This window comes from Cupriavidus sp. UME77 (assembly GCF_014170355.1).
Taxonomy (GTDB): Bacteria; Pseudomonadota; Gammaproteobacteria; order Burkholderiales; family Burkholderiaceae; genus Cupriavidus; species Cupriavidus basilensis.
Genome location: NZ_LZZU01000045.1, coordinates 67,907 through 91,817, shown reverse-complemented (window position 1 = coordinate 91,817; position 23,911 = coordinate 67,907). Strand labels below are relative to the sequence as shown.

Sequence of the window (23,911 nt, the reverse complement as noted above, 5' to 3'; positions counted from 1 at the left end):
TGCGAAACCCCTCACGCTGTGCCACCGATCATGGCGGTGATCCTGATATTTCGGTTGTCCGGCACCTCGGCATGCGAGAGCACCTTGAGTTGCGGCATAGTCCGGCGCAGGAAGCGCGCCAGCAACGGGCGCAGCGGATGCGGCACCAGCAGCACCGGATCCAGCCCCAGATGTTCTTGCCTGGTCACCGCGGCTTGCGTCTGCTGCAGCAGCGCATCGGCCAGGCCCGGCTCGATGCCGCCGCCGTTGGTGAGCGCTTGCGACAGCACGCGCTCCAAGCCAGCGTCCAGGCCGATGACCTGGAGGTCGGCGCCGTTGGGGAACCACTGCTGGGTAATGGCACGGCCCAGCGCCACGCGCACCAGCGAGGTGAGCTCGTTGGGATCACTGACCTTCGGCGCGTGCTCGGCCACCACGTCCAGCACGGTGCGCATGTCGCGGATCGGCACGCTTTCGTCCAGCAGGTTCTGCAGGATCTTCTGCAGCGCGGTAAGCGTGATGACCTTGGGAACCAGGTCTTCGGTGAGCTTGGGCGATTCCTTGGCGATGCGGTCGAGCAGCGCCTGCACTTCCTGGCGGCCAAGCAGTTCAGCCGCGTGCATGTGGATCAGGTGGTTGAGGTGAGTGGCCACTACCGTGCTTGCGTCCACCACGGTGTAGCCGTAGGTCTGCGCCTGCTCCTTGAGGCCGCTCTCGATCCACACCGCGGGCAGGCCGAAAGCCGGGTCCTGGCTGGGCGTGCCCGGCAGCGCGCCGGACACCTGGCCAGGGTTGATCGCCATCCACTGCCCGGGCGCAGCTTCGCCGCGGCCGATCTCCACGCCCTTGAGCGTGATGCGGTAGGCGTTGGGCTTGAGCTCCAGGTTGTCGCGGATATGCACCACCGGCACCAGGAAGCCGATCTCCTGCGCCACCTTCTTGCGGATGCTCTTGATGCGCCCGAGAAGCTCGCCGTTCTGCGCGCGGTCCACCAGCGGGATCAGGCGATAGCCCACTTCCATGCCGAGCGGATCGACCAGGGTGACATCGTCCCAGCTGGCTTCGGTCGATTCCGGCGCCACCGCGGGAGCGCGTTCCTCGCGCTTCTTTTCCTGCGCCTGCGCCACGTCGCGGCGTGCCACATAGCGGCCGAACCACACCAGCGCACCAGCAAAGGCCAGGAAGGCGAAGTGCGGCATGCCCGGGATGATGCCCATCATGCCAATGATGGCGCCGGTCAGGTAGAGCACGCGCGGATTGGAGAACAGCTGGCCAGTCAGCTGCTGGCCCACGTCCTGCTCGTTGGAGACTCGCGAAACGATCACACCCGCGGCGGTGGAAATCACCAGCGCCGGGATCTGTGCGACCAGGCCATCGCCGATGGTCAGCAGCGTGTAGTTGCGCACCGCGGTGGCGAAGTCCAGGTCATGCTGCACCATGCCCACCACCATGCCGGCGCCGACGTTGATGAACATGATCATCAGACCCGCCACGGCATCGCCGCGCACGAACTTGCTGGCACCGTCCATCGCGCCGTAGAAGTCCGATTCCTGCGAGACCTCGGCGCGACGCTTCTTGGCGCCTTCTTCATTGATCAGGCCAGCGTTGAGGTCGGCGTCGATCGCCATCTGCTTGCCGGGCATGGCGTCGAGCATGAAGCGCGCGCCAACTTCGGCGATACGCCCGGCGCCCTTGGTGATGACCATGAAGTTGATCACCACCAGGATCGCGAACACCACGATGCCCACCGCAAAGTTGCCGCCGACCAGAAAGTGGCCGAAGGCCTCGATCACCTTGCCCGCGGCATCCGGCCCGGTGTGCCCTTCCATCAGCACGACCCGGGTCGAGGCCACGTTAAGCGACAGGCGCAGCAGCGTGGTGAACAGCAGCACCGCCGGGAAGGCGGCGAAGTCCAGCGCCTTCTGCGTGTACATGCCCACCAGCAGCACCATGATCGACAGGGCGATGTTGAACGTGAACAGCAGATCCAGGATAAAGGGCGGCAGCGGCAGGATCATCATGCCGAGGATCATGATGATCAGCAGCGGGCCGGCCAGGGCCTTCATCTGCCCGCCTGTCTGGCCCCCCGGCAGTTTGAACAGCGAGGTCAATGCGTTCATGCTTGGCTTTCCGGTACGGCTAACTCATCCGGCACCAGCAGATCGGAGGGTGCCGCCGGATGCGGGCCGCTGCTGTGGTGCCAGTGCTTCAGTTGATAGACCCAGGCCAGGACTTCGGCCACGGAGGTGTACAGGCCGGCAGGGATTTCCCTGCCCAGCTCTACGTGACGATGCAGCGCGCGCGCCAGCGGCGGCGCGGACAGCAACGGCACGCCGTTCTCGACGGCAATCTCGCGAATGCGCGCGGCAATCGCGTCACTGCCCTTGGCGACCACGCGCGGCGCGCTCATGCGGCCTTCTTCGTAGCGCAGCGCCACGGCGAAGTGGGTGGGGTTGGTGACCACCACATCCGCCTTCGGCACTTCCGACATCATGCGGCGCTTGGCCATGGCCCGCTGCTGCTGGCGGATGCGCCCCTTGATGTGCGGGTCGCCTTCGCTATCCTTGTGCTCCTGCTTGACCTCTTCCTTGGTCATGCGCAGCTTCTTGTAAAAGGTCCAGTACTGCCAGGGCACGTCGAGCGCCGCTACCAGCACCAGCGAACCCGCCACCATCGCGCAGCCGCTCAGCACCATCTCCAGCATGTGCAGCAGCGCTTCGTGGATCGGCGCACTCATCAGCGCGATGGCCTCGGGCAGCCGCCGCCACAGCACCCAGCCGGCCACGCTGCCAACCAGCAGCGCCTTGGCAATGGCCTTGACCAGCTCCACCAGCGACTGTGAGGAGAGCAACCTGCCCAGCCCCTTGAGCGGCGAGAGGCGGGAGAAATCCGGGGCGAAAGACTTCGCGGAGAACATCCAGCCGCCCAGCAGCATGGGCCCGGCCAGCGCTGCCGCGCCAAAGAACAGCAGCAGCGGCAGGAAGGCCAGCAGACCCTCCCAGACCGCGATGCCAAAGCGCGACATCATGCGCGTGGTGTCGAAGGCAATCGCCGGCTCGAAGGCCAGGCTGGCGTGCAACACGGCATCGAGCTTGCTGGCAAGCGTGCCGCCCAGCGTCCACAGGCCCACTACGCCGCTCATCAGCATGATCAGCGTGGCGAGCTCGCGCGAACGCACGACCTGCCCCTCTTCGCGCGCCTTTTCCAGGCGTCGGGCTGAGGCGGGTTCGGTTTTCTCGAGATCGCTTTCTTCGGACATGGCCGCTCCGTTACGAAGCGGCATGCGGCCGTTCGTCAGGATCGATTATCGGAGCGCAGACCGGCGGGCATTAGCCGGAATAGGACTGGGATTCTGGCGCTGTTTGCGCGATGGCGCCGCTTGGGCGCGGCGCGCGGGGGATGGCCGGCATGCGCGATGCGCAGCCCTCGCCTTGGCGGCGAGGGCGCTCCGGCAGTGCACTCCGCGCAAGGGGTCCACGCGGGATGGCGCGGCGCCGCTAGCGGCGCCACGGTCCATGCCTGGCGATCAGAAGCCCAGGCTGGCGAGCAGGTCGTCGACCTGCGACTGGTCGGAGACCACGTCGGCCTTGCCTTCGGGGTTGACCTGCGGCCCATTCATCAACGTAGCCGGCGCTTCCACGCGGCGATCGGCCGGGACATTGTCGATCAGCACCTGCAGCAGTTCCTGCTCCAGGGAGTGGATCATGTCCATCATCTTCTTGATGACCTGGCCGGTCAGGTCCTGGAAGTCCTGCGCCATCATGATGTCGAGCAGGTGGCTGCCCGTGGCACGGGCCTGCTGCGGCACGTCGGTCAGGAAGGCGCGGGTGTCGAGCACGAGCTCGCGTGCGTCACCCAGCTCCACCGGCGTTTCGAACCAAGCTTCCCAGCGCTTGTCGAGCGCCTCGGCCTGCTTCTCCATGCCGGACTGGATCGGCTGCGCCAGCTCCACCGCGGTCAGCGTGCGCTCGGCAGCCTGCTCGGTCATGGAGGCGATATAGCTGAGCCGGTCGCGCGCATCGGGGATGGCCTGTGCGGCACGCTCGATTTCCTTGTCGAGCCCCAATTCGCGCATATTGTCGCGCAGCATCCGTGTCAGGGCGCCAATGCGCTGGAACAGCTGCTCGGCAGATTCGTTGCTGAGAGTCGGAGTCGTCGACATGTCGCCCACCTTATGCCCCTTCCTTCGCCAGTTTCTCGAAGATCTTGGTAATTTTCTCGTCGAGCGTCGCTGCCGTGAACGGCTTGACCACATAGCCGTTCGCGCCGGCCTGTGCCGCGGCGATGATGTTCTCCTTCTTGGCCTCTGCCGTCACCATCAGCACCGGCAGCTTGGCCAGCGGGCCTTCGGCGCGAATCGCCTGCAGCATGCTCAGGCCGTCCATGTTCGGCATGTTCCAGTCGGAAATGACGAACTGGAAGCTGCCGTCCTTGACTTTCTCCAGGCCCGCGGCGCCGTCTTCGGCTTCCTCGACGTTGGCAAAGCCCAGTTCCTTAAGCAGGTTGCGGATGATGCGACGCATGGTGGGGAAGTCATCGACCACCAGGATCTTCATGTTCTTGTCCACTCTAACGGCTCCAATACAGTTGTGGAAAGTTGCTGTGATACTTGCGCTGGCCAGGCCGGCATGCGGCCGGGCCAGCGCTTGTGCCCTGTCAAACTCGCTGCGCGCGTGCCCCGAAGGTGGCCAGGCGTGCCATCACGCGCTGGCTCATCGCGTGCAGCGGTACTACCTCATGCACCCCGCCGGCGGCAATCGCCTCCTTGGGCATGCCGAATACGATGCAGCTGCTTTCGTCCTGCGCCAGGTTGTAGGCGCCGGCCTCGCGCATGCGCAGCATGCCTTGCGCCCCGTCCTTGCCCATGCCCGTCAGCATCACGCCGATGGCGTTCTTGCCGGCGTGCCTGGCGGCCGAATCGAACAACACCTCGACCGACGGCCGGTGGCGGTTGACCGCCGGCTCCTGCGACAGGTGGGCCACATAGTTGGCCCCACTGCGCGCAAGCAGCAGGTGCGAGTCGCCCGGGGCAATATAGGCGTAGCCGGGCAGCACGCGCTCGCCGTGCTCCGCTTCCTTGACCGTGATCCGGCACAGGCCGTCCAGGCGCTGCGCGAACGAACGCGTGAAGCCGGCCGGCATATGCTGGACGATCAGCACGGCGGGGCAATCGGGCGGCATCGGCATCAGGAAGTCCTTGATGGCCTCGGTGCCGCCGGTGGACGCCCCGACGATGATCAGCTTCTCCGTGGACAGCAACGGGCTGCGCAGCATCGGGGTAGCCGGCGCAGCCGCCTCCCCGCTGACGGGTGCCTTGCTGCGGATGCGCGCGCGCGACGCGGCGCGGATCTTGTCGGCGATGGTGTCGGTGTAATCCATCAGGCCGTCGCGGATGCCGAGCTTGGGCTTGGTGACGAAATCCACCGCGCCGAGCTCCAGCGCGCGCATCGTGATTTCCGAGCCGCGCTCGGTCAGCGACGACACCATCAGCACCGGCATCGGGCGCAGGCGCATCAGCCGCTCTAGGAAATCCAGCCCGTCCATGCGCGGCATTTCCACGTCCAGCGTAAGCACATCCGGATTCAGGCGCTTGATCAGGTCACGCGCCACCAGCGGATCAGGGGCGGTACCAACCACCTCCATATCGCTCTGGCTGTTGATGATCTCCGTCATCAGGCTGCGTATCAGCGCGGAGTCATCCACGCACAATACCTTGATCTTGGCCGCAGTCATGTCTCGAAAAAATCCTTGTCGTATCAGGAAACGGCAGCCGATGGCGCGCGCCGCGAAAACAGTTCCGCGCCGCCCTTTGCCGGCGTCGTCGCGGAGCTGGCAATGGCGCGTGCCAGCGCGCGTTCGTTGCGCTCGACCACCACCTGGTCGTCCTGCCGGGTGAGCCGGCGCACCAGCGCCAGCCCGGTAAGCGGGAAATAGCTGACGCGGCGCGCGTGCGGGCCGCGCAGGTCCTGGGCGGCCACGCGGATCTCCTCGGCCTTCAGGTACCTGAGCACGAACTCGGCGTTGCGATCGCCGATATTGAGCGTGGTCATGTTGGCCAGCACCGCGCCGCCGCCGAACACCTTGGCTTCGAGCCGCTCACGGCGCGCGCCCATCTTCAGCAATTCGTTGATCAGCACTTCCAGCGCGTAGGAGCCGTAGCGCATCGATGCGGAGAGCAGCCGATCCGCACCCGCACCCGCACCATCGTCGTCCGGCAGCATGAAGTGGTTCATGCCCCCTACCCCGGCCGTCTCGTCGCGGATGCATGCCGCTACGCACGAGCCGAGCACCGTGGTCAGCACCACGTCCTCGCGGGTCACGTAATACTCGTTGGGCAGCAACTTGATGGCTTGCTTGCCGAATTCGCGGTCAAAGTAGCTGCGGGTGGCGATCGCCTCGGGCAATTGGGGCGTGCGCATCACGATCCTCCCAGCCGGGCCGACTGCGGCGCCAGTTCGTAGACAGTCTGCCCGCGCAGCTGGAAGGCGCGCGTCACGTAGGAGAAATTCTCGGAGTGGCCCGCGAACAGCAGCCCGTGCGGCTTGAGCAGCGGCACGAAACGCTCCAGGATCTTGCCCTGGGTAGGCTTGTCGAAATAGATCATCACGTTGCGGCAGAAGATCGCGTCGAACTTCTCGCGAATACCCCAGTCCGGCGCCAGCAGGTTGAGCGGCTCGAAACTGATGGTGCCCGCCAGTTCTGGCTTGACCTTGACCGCGCCGGCGCGCTGGCCGGTGCCCTTGAGGAAGAAGCGCTTGAGCCGCTCCGGCGAGAGCTTGTTCACCTGCTCGGCCGTGTAGACACCGGAGCGGGCCTTGGCCAGCACCTGGGTGTCGATATCGGTTGCCAGCACCGTGGCGGCGCGCTCGCCGAGCGCCTCGGCCAGCGTGATGGCGATCGAGTAGGGTTCCTCGCCGGTGGACGCGGCCGAGCACCATACCGAGTAGGGCCGGCCGGTCTTCTTGGCGTGCTCCGCCAGCAAGGGGAAGTGATGGGCTTCGCGGAAGAACGACGTCAGGTTGGTGGTGAGCGCGTTGGTAAAGAACTCCCACTCGTCCGAGCCGTCGTCGGCATCCAGCATCGCCAGGTAAGTGCCGAAATCGACCAGCTGCAGCGTGCGCAGCCGTCGCGCCAGCCGGCTGTACACCATCTCTCGCTTGTGGCTGCCAAGCGAGATGCCCGCGCGGCGATGAATCATCGCGCGGATCTTCTCGAAGTCCCGCTCGGTCAGCAGGAAGTCACGCGGCTCGTCGCGCCGCAGGGAAGCGGGCTGCGCTGATTGCGGGCCGGCGGCAAAGGCGGTTGGGCGAGGCTGCGTCATGTGTTGCAAGGGCTTTGGGCCGTGGTCTTACTGGGGCTTGCTCTGGTGAACTCTGGCGGATCCGCGCGGGATCAGGCGAGTTCGGCTTCGACCAGTTCCATTTCGGCACTGGTCATCAGCTTCTCGATGTCGATCAGGATCAGCATGCGGCCGTCGACAGTGCCAAGGCCGGTCAGGTGATCGTTGGAAACCGAGACGCCGAACTCCGGCGCCGGCTTGATGGCTTCGCCGGTCAGGGTCAGCACGTCCGATACGCCATCCACCACGATGCCAACCACACGGCCGGCGATATTGAGGATGATGACCACGGTCTGGTGGTCGTAGCGCACGTTGCCCAGGCGGAACTTCAGGCGCAGGTCCACGATCGGCACGATCACGCCGCGCAGATTGGTCACGCCCTTGATGAAGTCAGGCGCATTCGCCAGGCGGGTCACCGCGTCGTAGCCGCGGATCTCCTGCACCTTGAGAATGTCGATGCCATACTCTTCGCTTCCCAGCGTGAAAACCAGGAACTCCTGCCCGGAAGCTTCGCTCCCGGGGGTATCGATGTGTCCGATGCCGGCCATGATGTCTTGTTCTCCTGAGCGTTAAGCAAGCGCCGGGTCTTGGCGGCGCACTCCGGTGCGCTGCAGCGCGCCGACGTCCACGATCAGTGCCACGCTGCCGTCGCCAAGGATGGTGGCGGCGGAAATGCAAGGCACCTTGCGGTAGTTGGTTTCGAGATTCTTCAGCACGACCTGGTGCTGGCCGATCAGTTGGTCCACCAGCAGCGCGAAGCGCTTGCCTTCGGCCTGCAGGATCACGGCGATGCCCTGGGTGGGCTCGTGCACGGCTTCGGCCACGTTGAACACGCGGTGCAGCTCCAGCAGCGGCAGGTACTCGCCGCGCACATGCATCACGCGGTCGTTGTTGGCAGCCGTGTGGACGTCTTCCGGCTTGGGCTGCAGCGACTCCATCACGCAGTTCAGCGGCAGGATGAAGGTCTCGGCGCCCACCTTGACGGACATGCCGTCCAGGATCGCCAGCGTCAGCGGCAGCACGATGCGGGTGGTGGTGCCCTGGCCGGGACGCGAGGTGACCTCGACGTGGCCGCCCATTTCCTGGATGTTCCGCTTGACCACGTCCATGCCCACGCCTCGGCCGGACAGGTCGGTCACCGCTTCGGCGGTGGAGAAGCCCGGCGCGAAGATCAGTTGCCAGACTTCATCGTCGCTGATGTTCTCCGACACCGGCAGGCCATTCTGCAGCGCCTTGGCGAGGATCTTGTCGCGGCGCAGGCCGCCACCGTCGTCGCTCACTTCGATGACGATGTTGCCACCGTGGTGCTGGGCCGACAGGATCAGCTGCCCGGTGGGTTCCTTGCCCGCGGCAACGCGCAAGTCCGGTGTCTCGATGCCGTGGTCCAGGCTGTTGCGCACCAGATGGGTCAGCGGGTCGATGATGCGTTCGATCAGGCTCTTGTCGAGCTCGGTGGCCTTGCCGAAGGTGACCAGGTCGATCTGCTTGCCCAGCTTGGCGGCGAGGTCGCGCACCAGGCGCGGGAAGCGCGAGAAGACGTAGTCCATCGGCATCATGCGGATCGACATCACCGCTTCCTGCAGGTCGCGCGCATTGCGCTCGAGCTGGCCCATGCCGGAGAACAAGCGGTCGAACAGCACCGGATCGAGCGCGGATGCGGTCTGCGCCAGCATCGATTGCGTGATGACCAGCTCGCCCACCAGGTTGATGATCTGGTCCACCTTTTCGGTGGGCACGCGGATGGAGCCGTTCTCCTGCGCGTGCGCGGCCGCGGCGGGCTGTGCCTTGGCTTTTTCCTTGGCGGGAGCGGGCGCGGCCGGAGCCTGCGCCGGTGCGGCGGCCGCCGGCGCGGGCGCTGCAGCCACAGCAGCCGCGGCTACCGGCTCGGCCGCTGCGGGCGCCGGCGCATCCGCCGCTTCCACGACGATCTGGTCGCCGTCGACGACGAAGCAGCACACCGCGATGATGTCATCGGCGCTGCACTGGCTCGACAGCCATACGGTGAGATCGCCGCCCTCTTCCTTCTGTCCGGTGATCTCGCCCAGGTTGGCGAGTTCCTCGCGCAACAGCGCCTGGTCCGAAGGCGACACCTTGACCAGCGTCACCTTCAGGCCGCCGCCGGCGGGTGCGGGTGCGGCCGTTGCCGCGGCTGCCGCTGCGGCAACAGGCGCAGCCGGGGCGGGTGCCGGCGTGCCGCCCGCGGCCTCGAGCGCCAGTTGTTGAAGAACGGCGCAGATACGCGCCAGCGTTTCCGGATCGGGTTCCGTACCGTTACGGTAGGCGTTGAGCTGATCTTGCAACACGTCCTTGGTTTCCAGAAAAGTGTCGATGATGGTCCGGGACAACGCCAGTTCCCGCCGCCGCGTACGGTCAAGCAGGTTTTCCAGCAGGTGCGTGGTTTCGGTCAGGGCGGCGAAGCCGAACGTGGCCGCGCCGCCCTTGATAGAGTGCGCCGCGCGAAAAATCGCGTTGAGCTCTTCTGCATCGGGGGATTCGAGATCCAGCCCAAGCAGCAGTTGCTCCATTTCCACGAGGAGCTCTTCCGCCTCCTCGAAAAAGGTCTGGTAGAACTGCGTGATATCGATATCGACAGACATAACCGTCCTGGCTCACTGAATTTTGCTGCGAAGCCCGCTGCCGGCATGGCAGGCGGTCTTCATTGAACACTGCCCGGCTTGGCCGGGGCCGCGGCGGCGTTGCCCGGCGCAGCCGCAGCCGGGGCGGCCGAAGCGGCCGGCGCGACTGCGGTTGCGGGGGCGGAGGCGGCCGCCAGGCCTGCCTGCACTTCCTGGCCGGCTTCACCGGCCTTTGCTGCGATCGAAACCTCGGCGGCGCTGGCATTCTCAGCCTCGATCCGAGACTGCGCGCGCTGGTTCAGCACCACGATGCTGATGCGGCGATTCACCGGCGCGAGATCGTCCTTCTTGTCGAGCGGCATGGTGGCGGCCAGGCCAATCACGCGCAGCACCTTGCCCTCGTTCATGCCGCCGGCGATCAGCTCGCGCCGGGAGGCATTGGAGCGGTCTGAAGACAGCTCCCAGTTGCTATACGTGCGCTCGCCATTGGAATAGTTGGCGGAGTCGGTATGGCCGGACAGGCTGACCTTGTTGGGCATCTCGTTGAGCACCGGGCCGATCTCGCGCAGGATGGTGCGCATATACGGCTCGACCGCGGCGCTGCCGGTACGGAACATCGGCCGGTTCTGCGTATCCAGGATCTGGATGCGCAAACCTTCGCTGGTGATATCGAGCAACAACTGCGGGCGGAACTGGCGCAGCACGGGGTTGTTCTCGATGATCTGCTCAAGACGCTTCTTGAGCGAGCGAAGGCGCTCGGCTTCCTGGCGTTCCTTGGCCTTTGCCGTGGCGTCCTCGGGCGTCTTCCTGACTTCCGCGTCCTGGCGGGTCACGTCCGTGCCGCCGCCAGGAATCACGCTGGAAGACAAGCTGCTCTTGTTGCCGCCCGCAATGGCCACTTTCAACGGCGTGCGGAAATACTCGGCCAATTGCACCAGGTCCTTGGGCTGGGCAGCCTTCAGCAGCCAAAGCACAAGGAACAGCGCCATCATTGCCGTCATGAAGTCGGCGTACGCGATCTTCCACGATCCGCCATGATGCCCGGCGCTGCTCTTCTTGATGCGTTTGACGACAATGGGGTGCGCACCGTGCTCACTGCTCATCGCTGTCGCTCCTCTTCGTCAGGTGATGCTCTTGACTTCGCGGACGTGGTCGTCCAGTTCGAGGAAGGATGGCCGCTCGGTCGAGTACAGCACCTTGCGGCCGAATTCCACCGCCACCAGAGGTGCATACCCATTGAGCGAAGCCAGCAGCGTGACCTTGATGCACTCGTACATCTTCACGGTTTCGTCCACCTGGTGCTCGACCCGCGCCGCCAGCGGCGAGACAAAGCCGTAGGCGAGCAAGATGCCGAGGAAGGTGCCGACCATGGCGTGGGCAATCAGCGCGCCCAGCTCGGCCGGCGGCAGGTCTGCCGAGGCCAGCGCGTGCACCACGCCCATCACCGCGGCGACAATGCCGAATGCGGGCAGGCCGTCGCCGATCCGGGTCAGCGCGTGCGCCGGCACCTCGGCCTCGTGGCGGAAGGTCTCGATCTCGTGATCCATCAGGGTCTCGATCTCGAAGGCGTTCATATTGCCGTTGACCATCATGCGCAGGTAGTCCGTCAGGAACTCCATCATTCCCGGGTCGGCAAGAATGCGCGGATACTGGCTGAACACGCTGCTGGCCGCCGGATCCGCGATTTCCTTCTCGAGGAACAGGATGCCTTCGCGGCGGGCCTTGGACAGCAGGACATAGAGCAGCGCCATGACTTCCATGTACAGCGCCTTGCTGTACTTGCTGCTGCGAAACAGTGTCGGCAGCACGCGCATGGTGGCCTTGATAGCCTTGCCATTATTGGAGCTGATGAACGCGCCGACCGCGGCGCCCCCAATGATGACAAGCTCTGCCGGTTGATAAAGCGCGCCCATATGGCCGCCGGTCATGGCGTATCCACCAAGCACCGCCACTATCACGACAACAAAGCCAATTACAACTAGCACGATTGATTCCCCGTCAGAAAAACACGCGTCAGGCACGCACAAGCGTCACCCCTCCAGCCAGGCGGATATACCGCCTGTCCTGGCAGGGCTCACCTGTCACGCAGGCTGCCATCGGATCTGAGACCTTGGGACTATCGGGCCTTGAAGCCTTGGGTCCTGAAGTCTGGTCCGTCTAAAGACTTAACGACTGAAGACGGCAAGACTTGAAGACTTAGTGCCCTATCGACCCAAGGATTTCAGTCAGGCGACAGCTTGCGCTGGTGCGATGTCCTTCGAGAGCTTCTTGGCTTTGCCAGCACGCGAGGGCGGACGGCACAGGCTGCATACGAAATTCGCATGCGGCTCGTACGCGTGCGTCACGAAACGCCCGCCGCAGCAGGTGCAGCTGGAAAGCTGCAGCATGTTGCTCTCGAAAAACCGTACTAACGTCCAGGCACGGGTGAAACTTAAGACAATTTCGCTTTCGAGCAGCGATACGTGCTCAAGATAGAGCCGATAGGCTGCCACCACGCCGCGGATGCCAACCGTCTCGCCCTGCTGGACCATGAACTGATAGGCCGAGAAGAACAGCGAGGAATGGATGTTTGGCAACCAGGTGGTGAACCAGTCGGTCGAGAAGGGGAGCATGCCCTTGGGCGGCGAGGCGCCGCGCAGCTCCTTGTAGAGGCGGATCAGGCGATCGCGCGAGAGCGTGGTCTCGGCTTCGAGGACTTGCAGGCGCGCACCCAGGCCGATCAGCTCAATGGCGAGCTGGGTCTGGTTGGCATCCTGCAGGACGCTCTTGCGATTGGGGACTGGAGTGGCCGTGGTACTCCGGGCTGACGGGGCTTGCAGGAGCGCGGTCAATTGAGCGACTCCACGGGCTGCCGTGCGAGCAGGATCGCAGCATGGATCTGCTGCATATCATGGCTCTTGGCCGTATGGGTGAGTGTCGACAGCAAGGCATGGTCGTCGAACCGAAAACGGCACAGGACCATGTTTGATGCTGCCAGTTTGACAAGCTGGGCCGGTGTCAACTTGGCGAGAATGTCGGCAATTTCCTTGCTGACGCCAAGCCTGAACATGGCTTCCAGATGATTTTCGCGCACCAGGCGTTGCGCGAGCAGCAGATAGGCGAGATTGACCTCCCTGATCTCCTGGAGAACTTCACTGCTTTCCAATTTTTCCCCGCTACCAAAAGCCCTTCGACCGCTTGTCCGGCGCTTACCCGCAGCCGAAGGCTGAAGGCGACCAGATCGTTTGAGTGCGTGTGCGATGGGTACTGCGTACAACTACGGAACTGCGCTTGGTCAGACTTTTCTGAAACATTACAAATGTTACAGAGTGTAAGTACGACTGACAGAGTTATATCGGCAATTTGAGCAGACTGCCAATCCCCTCTTACGTTGGGGTACGGCAATGTCGCATGAAACATACATGGGACTCAAACTTTGTAACAGTCATCTCCTTGTCATCTGATTTGCATCAAAACTGTTACGCGGATGTAACAGAGGAAAAGCTCTAAAATGGCCCGTTAGGTCATCCCGCCCGAGGGCGTACTAGTCGCATTCCTCTATTGACGAGACAGCTTCTCTACACTAGGACCCTGCGCAGCCATGCAGCCACCCGTGCGAACAGGTCGTCTGGCTCTTCGCGAAACAGATGCGGGCAGGTTTGCTCGACTTGCTCCATCACGCGTGCGGCTTCTTCGGCACTCACAGTGCCGTAGTCCATCGACAGCCCCAGCAAAGCGCGCAATTCGCCCAGCCGCGAGCGTGCCGTGCCGGTGGTGCGCTCAGTCTGCACCATGTACATGAGGTCGTAGACCCGGCGGCGCAGGCTTTCCGCGACGCGCCATGCCGGCGTCTGCATCTGCTCCTCGAGCGTGCGGATATCCACCGCCGAGGTAGCCAGCTGGGATGCCAGGGAATCGGTAAAAGCCAGGTCTGCCCCGGCGTCCTCCAGAATCTGCCGGGACCAGTCGCGGGCGTGCGCAAGGCGCTCCTGGGGCGTCCACTCGTAGCGCACCGCCAGGCCGTAGCCAAAGCGCTGCGCGTCGCGCATGAGGGTCGCCATGGCATTGGGCAGCTGCTTGTTGAACACGCGCTTGGCCCAGGCGTATTCCCCACCCGAGAGCAGCCGCGTGACGGCACGCTCGGTCAGCGGGCCGTCATGGTGCAGCAGGCGTGCCCGCAGGAAATCATCGAAGCCGGGCGGCGTGAACTCGTTGTCCAGGCCGGTCGAGAGCTTGACGAAGTGCTCGAACTCGGCACGCAGCTTGGCTGCGGCTTCTTCGGGCAGCGCCAGGGTGATTTCAGTAGTCATGATGTGCAGATCTGGCTATGTCGCCGACGGCCGGAGCATCTTGTTCGCCGTCAGAAAGCGCTCCAGTCGCCGCTGTCCGAAGTGGCCAGGGCTGCGGGACGCGCGGCGCGTGCCGTAACCGGCGCAGGCGCTTCGCGTCCGCCCTCGCGCTCAGCCTTGTCTACCGGCGCGGGTTCGGCGTGACCGGACTCTTCGTGGCGGGCGGCCGGCGCCGAGGGCTCAATGCGCCTGGGCTTGGCCTTGGACGCGGTGATCACCTTGGGCTGCGGCGCTTGCACGCGGGAGCCGGCAAAGGCATCCGTTTCGGCCAAGCGGAAGCTGGCTACCGAGGATTGCAGGCGCGTAGCCTGGTCTTCCAGCGAACCTGCGGCAGCCGCGGCCTCCTCGACCAGCGCCGCGTTCTGCTGCGTCACCTCGTCCATTTGCGCCACGGCCTTGTTCACCTGCTCGATGCCCGAGCTCTGCTCAGCGGACGCCGCGCTGATCTCGCCCATGATGTCCGTCACGCGCTTGACCGCCTGCACGATCTCACCCATGGTGTGCCCGGCCTGGCCCACCAGCGTCGAGCCGTTGTCCACCCGCGCCACCGTGTCGCCGATCAGGCCCTTGATTTCCTTGGCCGCATTCGCGCTGCGCTGCGCCAGGCTGCGCACCTCGCCTGCCACCACCGCAAAGCCCCGGCCTTGCTCGCCGGCGCGCGCGGCTTCCACTGCCGCGTTCAGCGCCAGGATATTGGTCTGGAAGGCAATGCCTTCAATCACGCCGATAATGTCGACGATCTTCTTGGATGCATCGTTGATCTCATCCATGGTCTTCACCACGCGGCCCACCACTTCGCCGCCCTTGACCGCGGTCTCGGAGGCGTTGGCTGCCAGGCCGCTGGCCTGGCGCGCGTTGTCCGCGTTCTGGCGCACCGTGCTGGTCAGCTCTTCCATGCTCGATGCGGTTTCTTCCAGCGAGGCTGCCTGCTGCTCGGTACGCTGCGACAGGTCGCTGTTGCCCGCGGCAATCTCACGCGAGGCGGACGCGATCGATTCCGCAGAATCCTTGAAGTCGCGCACCATGGCCGAGAGTTGCTGCTGCATCTGCTTCATGGCGTGCAGCAGGCTGACCTTGTCGCCCGCACGCAGCTTCACGTCGGCCGAGAAGTCGCCCTCGGCGATACGCGAGGCAATGTCCACCGCGTAGGCCGGCTCGCCGCCCAGCTGGCGCGACAGCGTACGGGCCAGGAAGGCGCCCAGCAGCACGGAGACGGCCAGGCCGCCCAGCACCAGGCCCAGCATCCACAGGCGGGAGCTTTCGTAGACGCCACGTGCTTCGTCCATGTTGGCCAGCGCGCGATCGTCGCGGCGCTTGACCATCTTTGCCATCACGTCTTCGAGCGCGCGGCTATCCTTGATCAGGTCGGCGCTTTCGCTAAAGACCTGGCTTTCAAACTGCGAGGTATCGAGCGGCTGCTTGCTGACGAGCGCCACATACTTGGCCAGACGCTCACGGTAGGCCGGCAGCAGGGTATCGAATTGCTTGACAAGGGCCAACCCCTCCGGCTGGCCGAACGCCGGGCGCGCACGCTTCATGCTCTCGTCCAGCAGGACCAGCGACTTTTCGATCTGTTCCTTCTCGGCGGCGCGCTCGCCCATGGTCGAAGCCGACAGCAGCGCAATCTGCGCGCGGCTGGAATAGAGCAGGTCAATGTTGCCGCTCTGCACCGCCTTGAGCGCCTGCAGGTCGCCGTGATAAATCCTGCTGGTCCAGTCCGTCATGCGTCCCATATTGATGACGCCCAGCAGACCCATCACCACGCCGATAAGCGACACGACCAGAAAGCCAACGACCAGCTTGGTCGTGACGCGGAGCTGATTGAACCATTGCATGCAGACTACCTCTTTTTTCTGAATGACTTGACCGGGGGCCTCATCTGTCCGCTGCCGGCGGGTTGCCGGCAGTACGCACGACAGGCGCTACTTCTTTTTCTAGAACACGCTTTCAGGCCGATTGCCTCGGCACTGCTTGATCTCTTTGTCTTTTCAGGCTTGCGCCAGATGCAGCGCGTCACCCTGACGGGCGCGCACCGGCCGAGCCTCAGGGCGCAAGCTGACGCGGAAGGTGGCTACCGCATCGCGCAAGCGCCCGGCCTGGTCTTCCAGCGCGCCGGCCGCGGCAGCGGCCTGCTCCACCAGTGCCGCGTTCTGCTGTGTCACTTCGTCCATCTGGGCGACGGCCTTGTTCACTTGCTCGATGCCCGAGCTCTGCTCGGCGGACGCCGCGCTGATCTCGCCCATGATGTCCGTCACGCTCTTGACCGCTTGCACGATCTCGCCCATGGTCAGCCCGGCCTGGCCCACCAGCGCCGAGCCGTTGTCCACCCGCGCCACCGTGTCGCCGATCAGGCCCTTGATTTCCTTGGCCGCGTTCGCGCTGCGCTGTGCCAGCCCGCGCACCTCTCCCGCCACCACCGCGAAGCCGCGGCCCTGTTCGCCGGCCCGCGCGGCTTCCACCGCCGCGTTCAGCGCCAGGATGTTGGTCTGGAAGGCAATGCCTTCGATCACGCCGATAATGTCGACGATCTTCTTCGATGCACCATTGATGTCGTCCATGGTCTGCACCACGCGGCCCACCACTTCGCCGCCCTTGACGGCAATCTCGGAGGCGTTGGCTGCCAGGCCGCTGGCCTGGCGTGCGTTGTCCGCGTTCTGGCGCACCGTGCTGGTCAGCTCTTCCATGCTCGATGCGGTTTCTTCCAGCGAGGCTGCCTGCTGCTCGGTGCGCTGCGACAGGTCGCTGTTGCCCGCGGCCACCTGGCGCGTGGCCGTGGAAATGCTCGTCATGCCTTCCTGGATCTCGCCCACCACCGACAGCAAGCTGCGCTGCATCGTGCGCATGGCACGCGCCAGCGCCCCCACCTCGTCGCTAGCGCGGTAGTCCAGGCGCGTGGTGAGATCGCCCGCGCCCATGCGCAAAGCAAAGTCGAGCATGTCCTGCACCGGCCGGTTCACGCGTGCCAGCAGCAGCGTGCCGCCGATAAAGGATGACGCGACCGCCAGCCCGAAGCCGCCCCACAGCCAGGCCCGCAACTGGCTCGTGGCTTGCGCCCCGGCCAGCGCCTCGAAGGCCAGCAGCGCCGCGAGGAACCACACCAGGCCCGCCGCCTGCGATAGCAGGATGCGTCGCTTGAGGGTGATCTTGCCCAGGCGTGCCGGCAGCCCCGCCAGGCCCCTGCGTACCACGGCACCGTCGCGCACGGTCAGGCCAGAGCGGCCGCCCTCGCGCAGGCGTCCATAGGCGGCGTCTGCTGCCTCGACCTGCCCGCGCTGCGGCATCGATCGCACCGAGGTATAGCCCACCAGCTGCCCGTCGACGACCGTGGGCGTCACCGTGGCGCTGACCCAGTAGAAATCACCGTCCTTGCGGCGGTTTTTGACGATGCCGACCCACGAGCGTCCGGCCTGGATGGTCTTCCACAGGTCGACGAATGCCTCCGGCGGCATGTCCGGGTGGCGGACCAGGTTGTGCGCGGCGCCGAGCAATTCCTCGGCCTCGAATCCGCTGGCCTCGATAAAAGCGCGATTGGCGAACGTAATGCGACCCTTCAGGTCGGTCCTGGAGATCAGGTAATCGTCTGCGGAGAGCTTGTACTCTCGGGTGGTAACGGGTTGATTATTTCGCATGGATGGAAGACTGCGTGGATCGGACTCTCGCTACGTGCGCACCGCCTCAGGCGGCCGCGGCTGCCTCAATGGCCGCGAGTTCTTCGGTGTCTAGCAGTTTCTCGATATCGACGAGGATGAGCATGCGGCTTTCGACCGAACCGATGCCGCGGATGTAGTCCGTCTCGCCGGAGAGCTGGGGTGCTTGCCGGATCTGGCCCGGGGCCAGCGTCAGCACGTCGGACACACCGTCGACCACGATGCCGGTGGTGCGATCGTGCAGGTCGACGATGATCACGACCGTGTACTGGTCGTAGTTGATCTTGTCCTGGCGAAACTTGATGCGCAGGTCGATGATCGGGACGATGATCCCGCGCAAGTTGACCACGCCCTTGAGATAGGCTGGCGCATTGGCAATCTGCGTGACGTTCTCATAGCCACGGATCTCCTGCACCTTGAGGATGTCGACGCCGTACTCCTCGCCGCCCAACCTGAACGCGAGGAACTCTTCCCCCACGCCCTCTGTCTTGTTCCCGGTTTTCATTTGCTGGCTCCCGCTGCCATGACCGGCCATGCGGCGCTGCCAAAGCCATAGCCGGCCGGCCCGCGGGGGGGCAGCCAGGCCGAGACTCAGCCTGCGACGAGGCACGAATATCGTTTACCTCTTAACGGCAGCCCTGGACGTGACTGAAGGGCAACAATACCAAGGCATTTACCCTACCTTGGAGGGGTCTAGCAGCGCATTCACGGCTTCCATCAGCTGATCCGGATCGAACGGCTTGGCCAGGAAGCCAGACGCGCCGGCCACGCGAGCCTGCTCGCGCACCTGGCTGTCGGCCTCGGTGCTCAGCATCAGCATCGGGACGGCGGCATAGGCAGCGTTCCCACGCAGCGTGCGGATCAGGGTCAGGCCGTCCGTTCCCGGCATCACCTGGTCGGTCACCAGCATGCCGAAGGTAGCGTCGAGGGCCAGCGCCAGCGCTTCGTCGCCGTCGGCGGCTTCGGACACGCCGTAGCCCCCCGCGCGCAAGCAGGCGCCGATCATGCGGCGCAAGGAGGGAGAATCATCGACAACTAGAATATGAGGCAAAGACATAGCGGCTCCGTTGACAGCGCGATGGTGTGTCCACAAGCCGGGGTTCTGGCACCGTGGACCGATGTTCCTGCGGACGGGGCTGCGGTGTGCGGCGAAGCGCGACTGGCGTGGCCGGTGCAAACAACGCCCCTTTGGGGCATATCGGCAGCAACGGCCGAATCCGTAGTACGGTTGCGTCGATCGGCGGAATTTGTTACCCCACGAGCATGGGGTGCATCTGGCGGCGGCGGGTGGGCATACTACGGCCTCGCCGTAAAATGGCCCGCGCACCGGCGGGCCATGGCACGCCTGCGCTACCCGCGACTGAGGCACTGTAATACCATCGGAACGTCATCATGTCGAACTTGCCAGGCCCGCAGTGGAGCAAACGGGATACCCCTGACCCGCGCCAACCCGACAAGCTCACCGTCTTTGTCCAGGGCGCGCCAGACGCATTGCTGGCGCCGCTGCCGGATTTTGGTGGATGCCTGCACTGGGTATCGCGGCGCCCTCGACAGCCGGCCGATGCGCAGTTTGTGATCGTGGAGCGGCAGATCAACGCTACCACCGCCCAACGCCTGCGCTCCTTGCGCCATCCCGATCGCCTTGTCCTCACATTGCTGGTCGACGGCCTGCCACATGCCGCCACCGGCTGCGGACCCATCGTGCCGACCACCGCCGAGGCACTGCCGCATACCCTGCAGCTGCTGGCTTCAGTGCTGTTCGCGCCGGTGCTCGGCGACGGGCCCATGCCGCTGAACTGGCGGGATGTGCAGACGGTGGCGAATCGCGACGCCATCGGCCTGCCCTTGGACCTGGACACCAGCAGCGAGGCGGGCATGTCGGATGAGCTGCTGATGCAGCTAGCGCGCTTTCATGGCCGCACGCGGATCGAGCCGGAGGCGCTGCTGGCGAGCATTTACCTGCCGCGCGGGCTGCCGTCGCTGGTTAGCTGCAGCCAGCAGTTGCGCCGGCTTGGGGCCGTTACCGGGCACCATTGCGAGACCCGGTTTGCCTTGCTGGTGCCGGAGAGCGGGCGGTTTACCCGGCTTTTGGCGCTGTTTCCGCCTGGGGGCGCGTTACCGGAGCCTTTCACGCCCAGGAAGTGAGGTTTGACGGCGAGACGTATTTCGTCCGATTCGTCCGATTCGCCCGCCCCTCCTCACGCTCCCGATAACAAATTGGCAAACGTGACCGGGTCCAAGGGATGCGACAGCAGATACCCCTGCGCCTCGTCACACCCCATCCCCGCCAGGATATCCATCTGCGAATGCGACTCCACGCCTTCCGCCACCACCCGCATCTTCAGCTCGTGCGCCAGCGCCACCATCGACCCGACAATGGCCCTGCCCTGCGCATCGACATCCAGCCCGCCAATCAAGGTCCGATCGATCTTCAGCGTCCCGACCCGCAAGCGCTTGAGATAACCCAGGCTTGAATAGCCACTGCCAAAGTCGTCCAGCGCCACGTGGATGCCCAGGGCCTGCAACTCCAGCAGCGTTTCCAGCGATTGGGCGATGTCCTTCATCGCCGCGGTCTCGGTAATCTCGAGCGTGACGGCCGATGGCGGGATGTCATGCTGGTGGATCTGCTCGAGCAGGTACTGCGGGAAATCGCGGCTGGCAAAGCGCAAGCCGGACACGTTGATGGCCACCGGCACCACGGGGATGCCGTCGTCCTGCCACTGGCGGATCTGCCGGCAGACCGTGGCGATCACCCAGTCGTCGAGCTTGTCGATCTGGCCGGACTGCTCCGCCACCGTGATGAACTCGGCGGGATTGACCTGCCCCAGGGTCGGATGGCGCCAGCGGCACAGGGCCTCGGCGCCGATCACGGTGCGCTGGCGCACGTCGAACTTCGGTTGGTACTGCAAGGCGAGGCCATCGTCCTGGATGGCCAGCCACAGGTCGCGTCGGATCACCCGCATGCGCCGGGCGCGTTCGCCGGCTGCCGAGTTGAATACGCGCACCTGGTTCGAGCCGCTCTCGCGCGCCTCGCTCAGGCTCACGCGTGCCGCCTGCATCAGGGCCTCGGAGGTTTGCGCATCGCGCGGGTAGATGGCGATGCCGATGTTCACGCCGATCTGCATCTGCAGGCCACGCGCGGCCACGAACTCCGCGAGCGAGCCCAGCAGGCGCGCGCCCAGCTCATTGGCGCGGTTCTGGTGCACCATCTCCGGCACGCCGACCGCAAATTCGTCCCGCGCCAGGCGCGCCAGGAAGTCATGCGGCTCCAGCGCTGCCTGGGCCAACGCCCCGGCATCCTGCGCCAGGATATCGTCGGCGCGCACCTCGAAAACCTCGTCGACCTCGCGAAAATCGGCGATATGCACCAGCAGCACGGCGCAGCTGGTCTCGGCCAGGCGCGCCTGGGCGATCGACTGGTCGAGCCAGCGAGCAAAGCCGGTGCGGTCCGGAAGGTCCGTGCTGACGCTGTACTCCCCGACCGTGCCATGCCCGCGCGCGGTTGCGCGCACGGTCAGGCGGCCCGGGATACGGCCACGGCGCCGCATGGTCGGGCCGCCGCCGGCGATGCCGCCAGTGCCGGGCGGATGGTCCTCGAACATCTCGTCCAGCGCATGACTCTGTGGACTTGCGAAATTGCCGCTGCTGGCCAACCGCCATCCGGGCAGGTTGGCGCGGCGCAGGGCGAAGAATACCAGCGGCAGCAAAAGCAGCGCGCCCGCCGCCACCCAGGCCGGTGGCATGAACCTGCCGGGATCCAGGCAAAGGGCGGACGGGTGCGCGGCCTCGCCGCACAGGGTGCTCAAGCGCATGCCGGCAGCCACCACCACGCCGGCGCCGGCCAGTGTCATCACCAGCGCGGCGCCACGCAGTGGCACATTGCGGCGCAGCCAGGGGATGGCAAGCGTGAGTGCGGCCGTCGCGACGAGGGCCGCCGCGGTCTGCAACACGTCGTGCGTGACGCGCAGGCTGCCGGAACCCAGCGCGACCCATAGCGGCAGGCCTACGGAAGCAGGAGAGAGCAGCAAGACCGCCCATTGCAGCGACCGGGCCGGCCCGCTGGGCTGCTCCCGGTCCGGCTTGGCTGCACGTATCCCCAACCCGACCGCGAGGCCGGATAGGGCAGCGAGCAGCAGAAGGCTAGCACTCATGTCAATAAGGAAGCTGCGCAAAAATTGGGGGCGATAGCGCGACGATCCAGGCGATGCGGGCGCAAGACCCGCATCATCGCATCACACGCGCTTCCCCGGTGATGAAAACGGCGGCAAACGGTCAACCATGGCTCAGAACGCGCTCCAGTCATCACCGCCAGCGTTGGCCGTAGCCATTGCCGGGACGGCCGGACGGGCCGCGCGTGCCTGGCGCTGAACCGGCGTGCGCGGGCGCGCCGGCACGGCCGGCTGGCGCGCGGGTGAACTGCTCGCTGCGGCCTTGACGGCCACGGGCGCGCGCGTTGCCGGCGGCTGTGCTGCCATCCCGTGGCTGCCGGAAAGACGGAACACCGACACCACGCCATTGAGCTTCTGCGCCTGCTCTTCCAGGGCGCCGGCCGCCGCAGCGGCCTCTTCCACCAGCGCAGCATTCTGCTGGGTAACCTGATCCATCTGCGTAACCGCCTGGTTGACCTGCTCGATGCCGCTGGTCTGCTCCTGCGTGGCCGCGCTGATTTCGTTCATGATGTCGGTGACGCGCTTGACCGCATTGACGATCTCGCCCATGGTCTGGCCGGCTTCGGCAACCAGCTTGGTGCCGCTTTCCACGCGCTGGCCGGATTCGCTGATCAGCGCCTCGATCTCCTTGGCGGCGGCGGCCGAGCGCTGCGCCAGGGTGCGCACCTCGCCTGCCACCACCGCGAAGCCGCGGCCTTGCTCGCCAGCGCGCGCGGCTTCCACCGCGGCATTCAGCGCCAGGATGTTGGTCTGGAAGGCAATGCCTTCGATCACGGCAATGATCTCGACCACCTTGCGCGACGAACCATTGATCTCGTTCATGGTATCGACCACGCGGCCCACCACGTCACCGCCCTTGAGCGCGATCTGCGAGGCATCGCTGGCCAGCACGCCGGCCTGGCGCGCGTTGTCCGAATTCTGGCGCACGGCCGAAGTCAGCTCTTCCATGCTGGCAGCGGTCTCCTCCAGCGATGAGGCCTGCTCTTCGGTACGCTGCGACAAATCCAGATTGCCGGTAGCGATCTGCTGTGTGGCCGAGGCGATCGAGTCGGTGCCGCCGCGCACCTGCGAGACGATGTTCGACAGGCTGTCCTGCATGGCGACCAGCGCCTGCATCATACGGCCCACCTCATTGCGCGACACATTGGTGATACGCGAGGTCAGGTCACCCGCGGCGATACGCTCGAAGACCGCCAGGGCCTCCTCCACCGGCCGGACGATGGCCCGCTGCAGGGTGGTCGTGCACAGGGCGGCCACCACCAGGCCAAAGGCGATCAGCAGGAAGCAAAGCGCGCGCACTTGCTGGAAGCGGGCCTGGGCGGCATTGAAATTGGACTCGCCGGTACGGTACTGGAAAGCCTGCAGCGCTTCGTAGGCGGTAGCCATGCTGCGCTGCAGTTCCGGCAAGTCCTTCTTGGCAACCTTGAGCGCCGCGTCCGCGTTGTTCTCCTTGATAGCTTTTTGCAGGGGCAGGATGCCCTTTTCCATGAATTCCTGACGCTTGCGGCCGAACTCCGTGGCCAGCGCCTTTTCTTCGGCATCCTGCGGCAGCGCCGAGTATCGCTTCCAGGCCGCCTCGGAACTGTCGATGAATATCATCGAGCGGTCCACCACCGCCTTGCCATCATCCCCCTCTCCCGGCATGACGCCGCGATCGAGGGCCAGGCGCATGCGCGTCATGCCTAGCATGGCCTCGCCCAGCGCTTGCGACGAGGCAAGCTGGTTACCATAGGTTTCCTGAAGCGCGTCATTGCTGTGCGACATGCCATACAGGCCAACGCCGCCAACCAGCATCAGAAGAAGCGACAACATTGCCATTGCGCCGCGCAGCAGAGTTTTGATCTGGATATTGTTATGGAAAGACATGAAGCAC

General features: G+C 65.1%; 21 protein-coding genes. 1 reads left to right on the top strand and 20 read right to left on the bottom strand.

The annotated features are described in order from the left end of the window. Positions 1-11 precede the first annotated feature (11 nt). The 18 genes from flhA to A9975_RS17460 form a co-directional block, all read right to left on the bottom strand. The gene (flhA, locus tag A9975_RS17545) at positions 12-2,099 is read right to left on the bottom strand and encodes a flagellar biosynthesis protein FlhA (RefSeq protein WP_183033941.1); all 2,088 of its coding nucleotides are present in this window, start codon (positions 2,097-2,099) and stop codon (positions 12-14) included. Then, positions 2,096-3,238, bottom strand: a complete 1,143-nt coding sequence (flhB, locus tag A9975_RS17540) for a flagellar biosynthesis protein FlhB (RefSeq protein ID WP_183033940.1) — start codon at positions 3,236-3,238, stop codon at positions 2,096-2,098. Before flhB ends, flhA begins: the two co-directional genes overlap by 4 nt. A 267-nt stretch (positions 3,239-3,505) precedes the next feature. Beyond that, the gene (gene cheZ / locus A9975_RS17535) at positions 3,506-4,141 is read right to left on the bottom strand and encodes a protein phosphatase CheZ (RefSeq protein ID WP_043358525.1); all 636 of its coding nucleotides are present in this window, start codon (positions 4,139-4,141) and stop codon (positions 3,506-3,508) included. Between the two features lie 10 nt (positions 4,142-4,151). Continuing rightward, positions 4,152-4,547 carry a chemotaxis response regulator CheY gene (gene cheY, locus A9975_RS17530; RefSeq protein WP_043357014.1) on the bottom strand — a complete coding sequence of 132 codons (396 nt, stop codon included), beginning with the start codon at positions 4,545-4,547 and terminating at the stop codon, positions 4,152-4,154. 88 nt (positions 4,548-4,635) lie between these two features. After that, positions 4,636-5,712, bottom strand: a complete 1,077-nt coding sequence (locus A9975_RS17525) for a chemotaxis response regulator protein-glutamate methylesterase (RefSeq protein ID WP_183033939.1) — start codon at positions 5,710-5,712, stop codon at positions 4,636-4,638. A gap of 23 nt (positions 5,713-5,735) precedes the next feature. Next, entirely contained in the window at positions 5,736-6,398 is a 663-nt protein-coding gene (gene cheD / locus A9975_RS17520) for a chemoreceptor glutamine deamidase CheD (RefSeq protein ID WP_174424107.1), read from the bottom strand. Further along, on the bottom strand, positions 6,398-7,300 hold the full coding sequence (locus A9975_RS17515; protein ID WP_150992423.1) for a CheR family methyltransferase: 903 nt from the start codon (positions 7,298-7,300) through the stop codon (positions 6,398-6,400). Before A9975_RS17515 ends, cheD begins: the two co-directional genes overlap by 1 nt. Before the next feature lie 71 nt (positions 7,301-7,371). Further along, positions 7,372-7,866 (bottom strand): chemotaxis protein CheW, encoded by a 495-nt coding sequence (gene cheW, locus A9975_RS17510; protein WP_006162638.1) that lies wholly within the window; start codon positions 7,864-7,866, stop codon positions 7,372-7,374. 21 nt (positions 7,867-7,887) lie between these two features. Beyond that, on the bottom strand, positions 7,888-9,915 hold the full coding sequence (gene cheA, locus A9975_RS17505; RefSeq protein WP_183033938.1) for a chemotaxis protein CheA: 2,028 nt from the start codon (positions 9,913-9,915) through the stop codon (positions 7,888-7,890). Between the two features lie 59 nt (positions 9,916-9,974). Beyond that, a complete protein-coding gene (gene motB / locus A9975_RS17500) occupies positions 9,975-10,997 on the bottom strand; it encodes a flagellar motor protein MotB (RefSeq protein WP_183033937.1) in 1,023 nt (340 codons plus the stop codon). A gap of 18 nt (positions 10,998-11,015) precedes the next feature. Beyond that, positions 11,016-11,879 carry a flagellar motor stator protein MotA gene (motA, locus tag A9975_RS17495; RefSeq protein WP_183033936.1) on the bottom strand — a complete coding sequence of 288 codons (864 nt, stop codon included), beginning with the start codon at positions 11,877-11,879 and terminating at the stop codon, positions 11,016-11,018. A 240-nt stretch (positions 11,880-12,119) separates the two neighbouring features. Then, positions 12,120-12,725 (bottom strand): flagellar transcriptional regulator FlhC, encoded by a 606-nt coding sequence (gene flhC, locus A9975_RS17490; protein ID WP_183033935.1) that lies wholly within the window; start codon positions 12,723-12,725, stop codon positions 12,120-12,122. Then, positions 12,722-13,039: a flagellar transcriptional regulator FlhD gene (gene flhD / locus A9975_RS17485; protein WP_006162633.1), complete on the bottom strand. Its 318-nt coding sequence runs from the start codon at positions 13,037-13,039 to the stop codon at positions 12,722-12,724. Before flhD ends, flhC begins: the two co-directional genes overlap by 4 nt. 412 nt (positions 13,040-13,451) lie before the next feature. Beyond that, positions 13,452-14,183: a DUF4088 family protein gene (locus A9975_RS17480; protein WP_183033934.1), complete on the bottom strand. Its 732-nt coding sequence runs from the start codon at positions 14,181-14,183 to the stop codon at positions 13,452-13,454. Positions 14,184-14,233: 50 nt separating this feature from the next. Continuing rightward, on the bottom strand, positions 14,234-16,057 hold the full coding sequence (locus tag A9975_RS17475; RefSeq protein WP_183033933.1) for a methyl-accepting chemotaxis protein: 1,824 nt from the start codon (positions 16,055-16,057) through the stop codon (positions 14,234-14,236). A gap of 153 nt (positions 16,058-16,210) precedes the next feature. Further along, positions 16,211-17,851 carry a methyl-accepting chemotaxis protein gene (locus tag A9975_RS17470; protein WP_183033932.1) on the bottom strand — a complete coding sequence of 547 codons (1,641 nt, stop codon included), beginning with the start codon at positions 17,849-17,851 and terminating at the stop codon, positions 16,211-16,213. Between the two features lie 46 nt (positions 17,852-17,897). Next, complete coding sequence (locus tag A9975_RS17465) at positions 17,898-18,374, bottom strand: chemotaxis protein CheW (protein ID WP_183033931.1); 477 nt, start codon at positions 18,372-18,374, stop codon at positions 17,898-17,900. A 168-nt stretch (positions 18,375-18,542) separates the two neighbouring features. After that, the gene (locus A9975_RS17460) at positions 18,543-18,926 is read right to left on the bottom strand and encodes a response regulator (RefSeq protein WP_174424116.1); all 384 of its coding nucleotides are present in this window, start codon (positions 18,924-18,926) and stop codon (positions 18,543-18,545) included. A gap of 335 nt (positions 18,927-19,261) precedes the next feature. Between A9975_RS17460 and A9975_RS17455 the strand changes: the two genes are divergently transcribed. After that, positions 19,262-20,014 carry a hypothetical protein gene (locus A9975_RS17455; RefSeq protein ID WP_183033930.1) on the top strand — a complete coding sequence of 251 codons (753 nt, stop codon included), beginning with the start codon at positions 19,262-19,264 and terminating at the stop codon, positions 20,012-20,014. Between the two features lie 53 nt (positions 20,015-20,067). Here A9975_RS17455 and A9975_RS17450 read toward each other — a convergent pair whose 3' ends face one another. Beyond that, positions 20,068-22,020, bottom strand: coding sequence for a bifunctional diguanylate cyclase/phosphodiesterase (locus tag A9975_RS17450; RefSeq protein WP_183033929.1), 1,953 nt, complete (start codon positions 22,018-22,020; stop codon positions 20,068-20,070). Between the two features lie 132 nt (positions 22,021-22,152). Next, positions 22,153-23,904, bottom strand: a complete 1,752-nt coding sequence (locus A9975_RS17445; RefSeq protein ID WP_183033928.1) for a methyl-accepting chemotaxis protein — start codon at positions 23,902-23,904, stop codon at positions 22,153-22,155. Between the last annotated feature and the right edge of the window lie 7 nt (positions 23,905-23,911).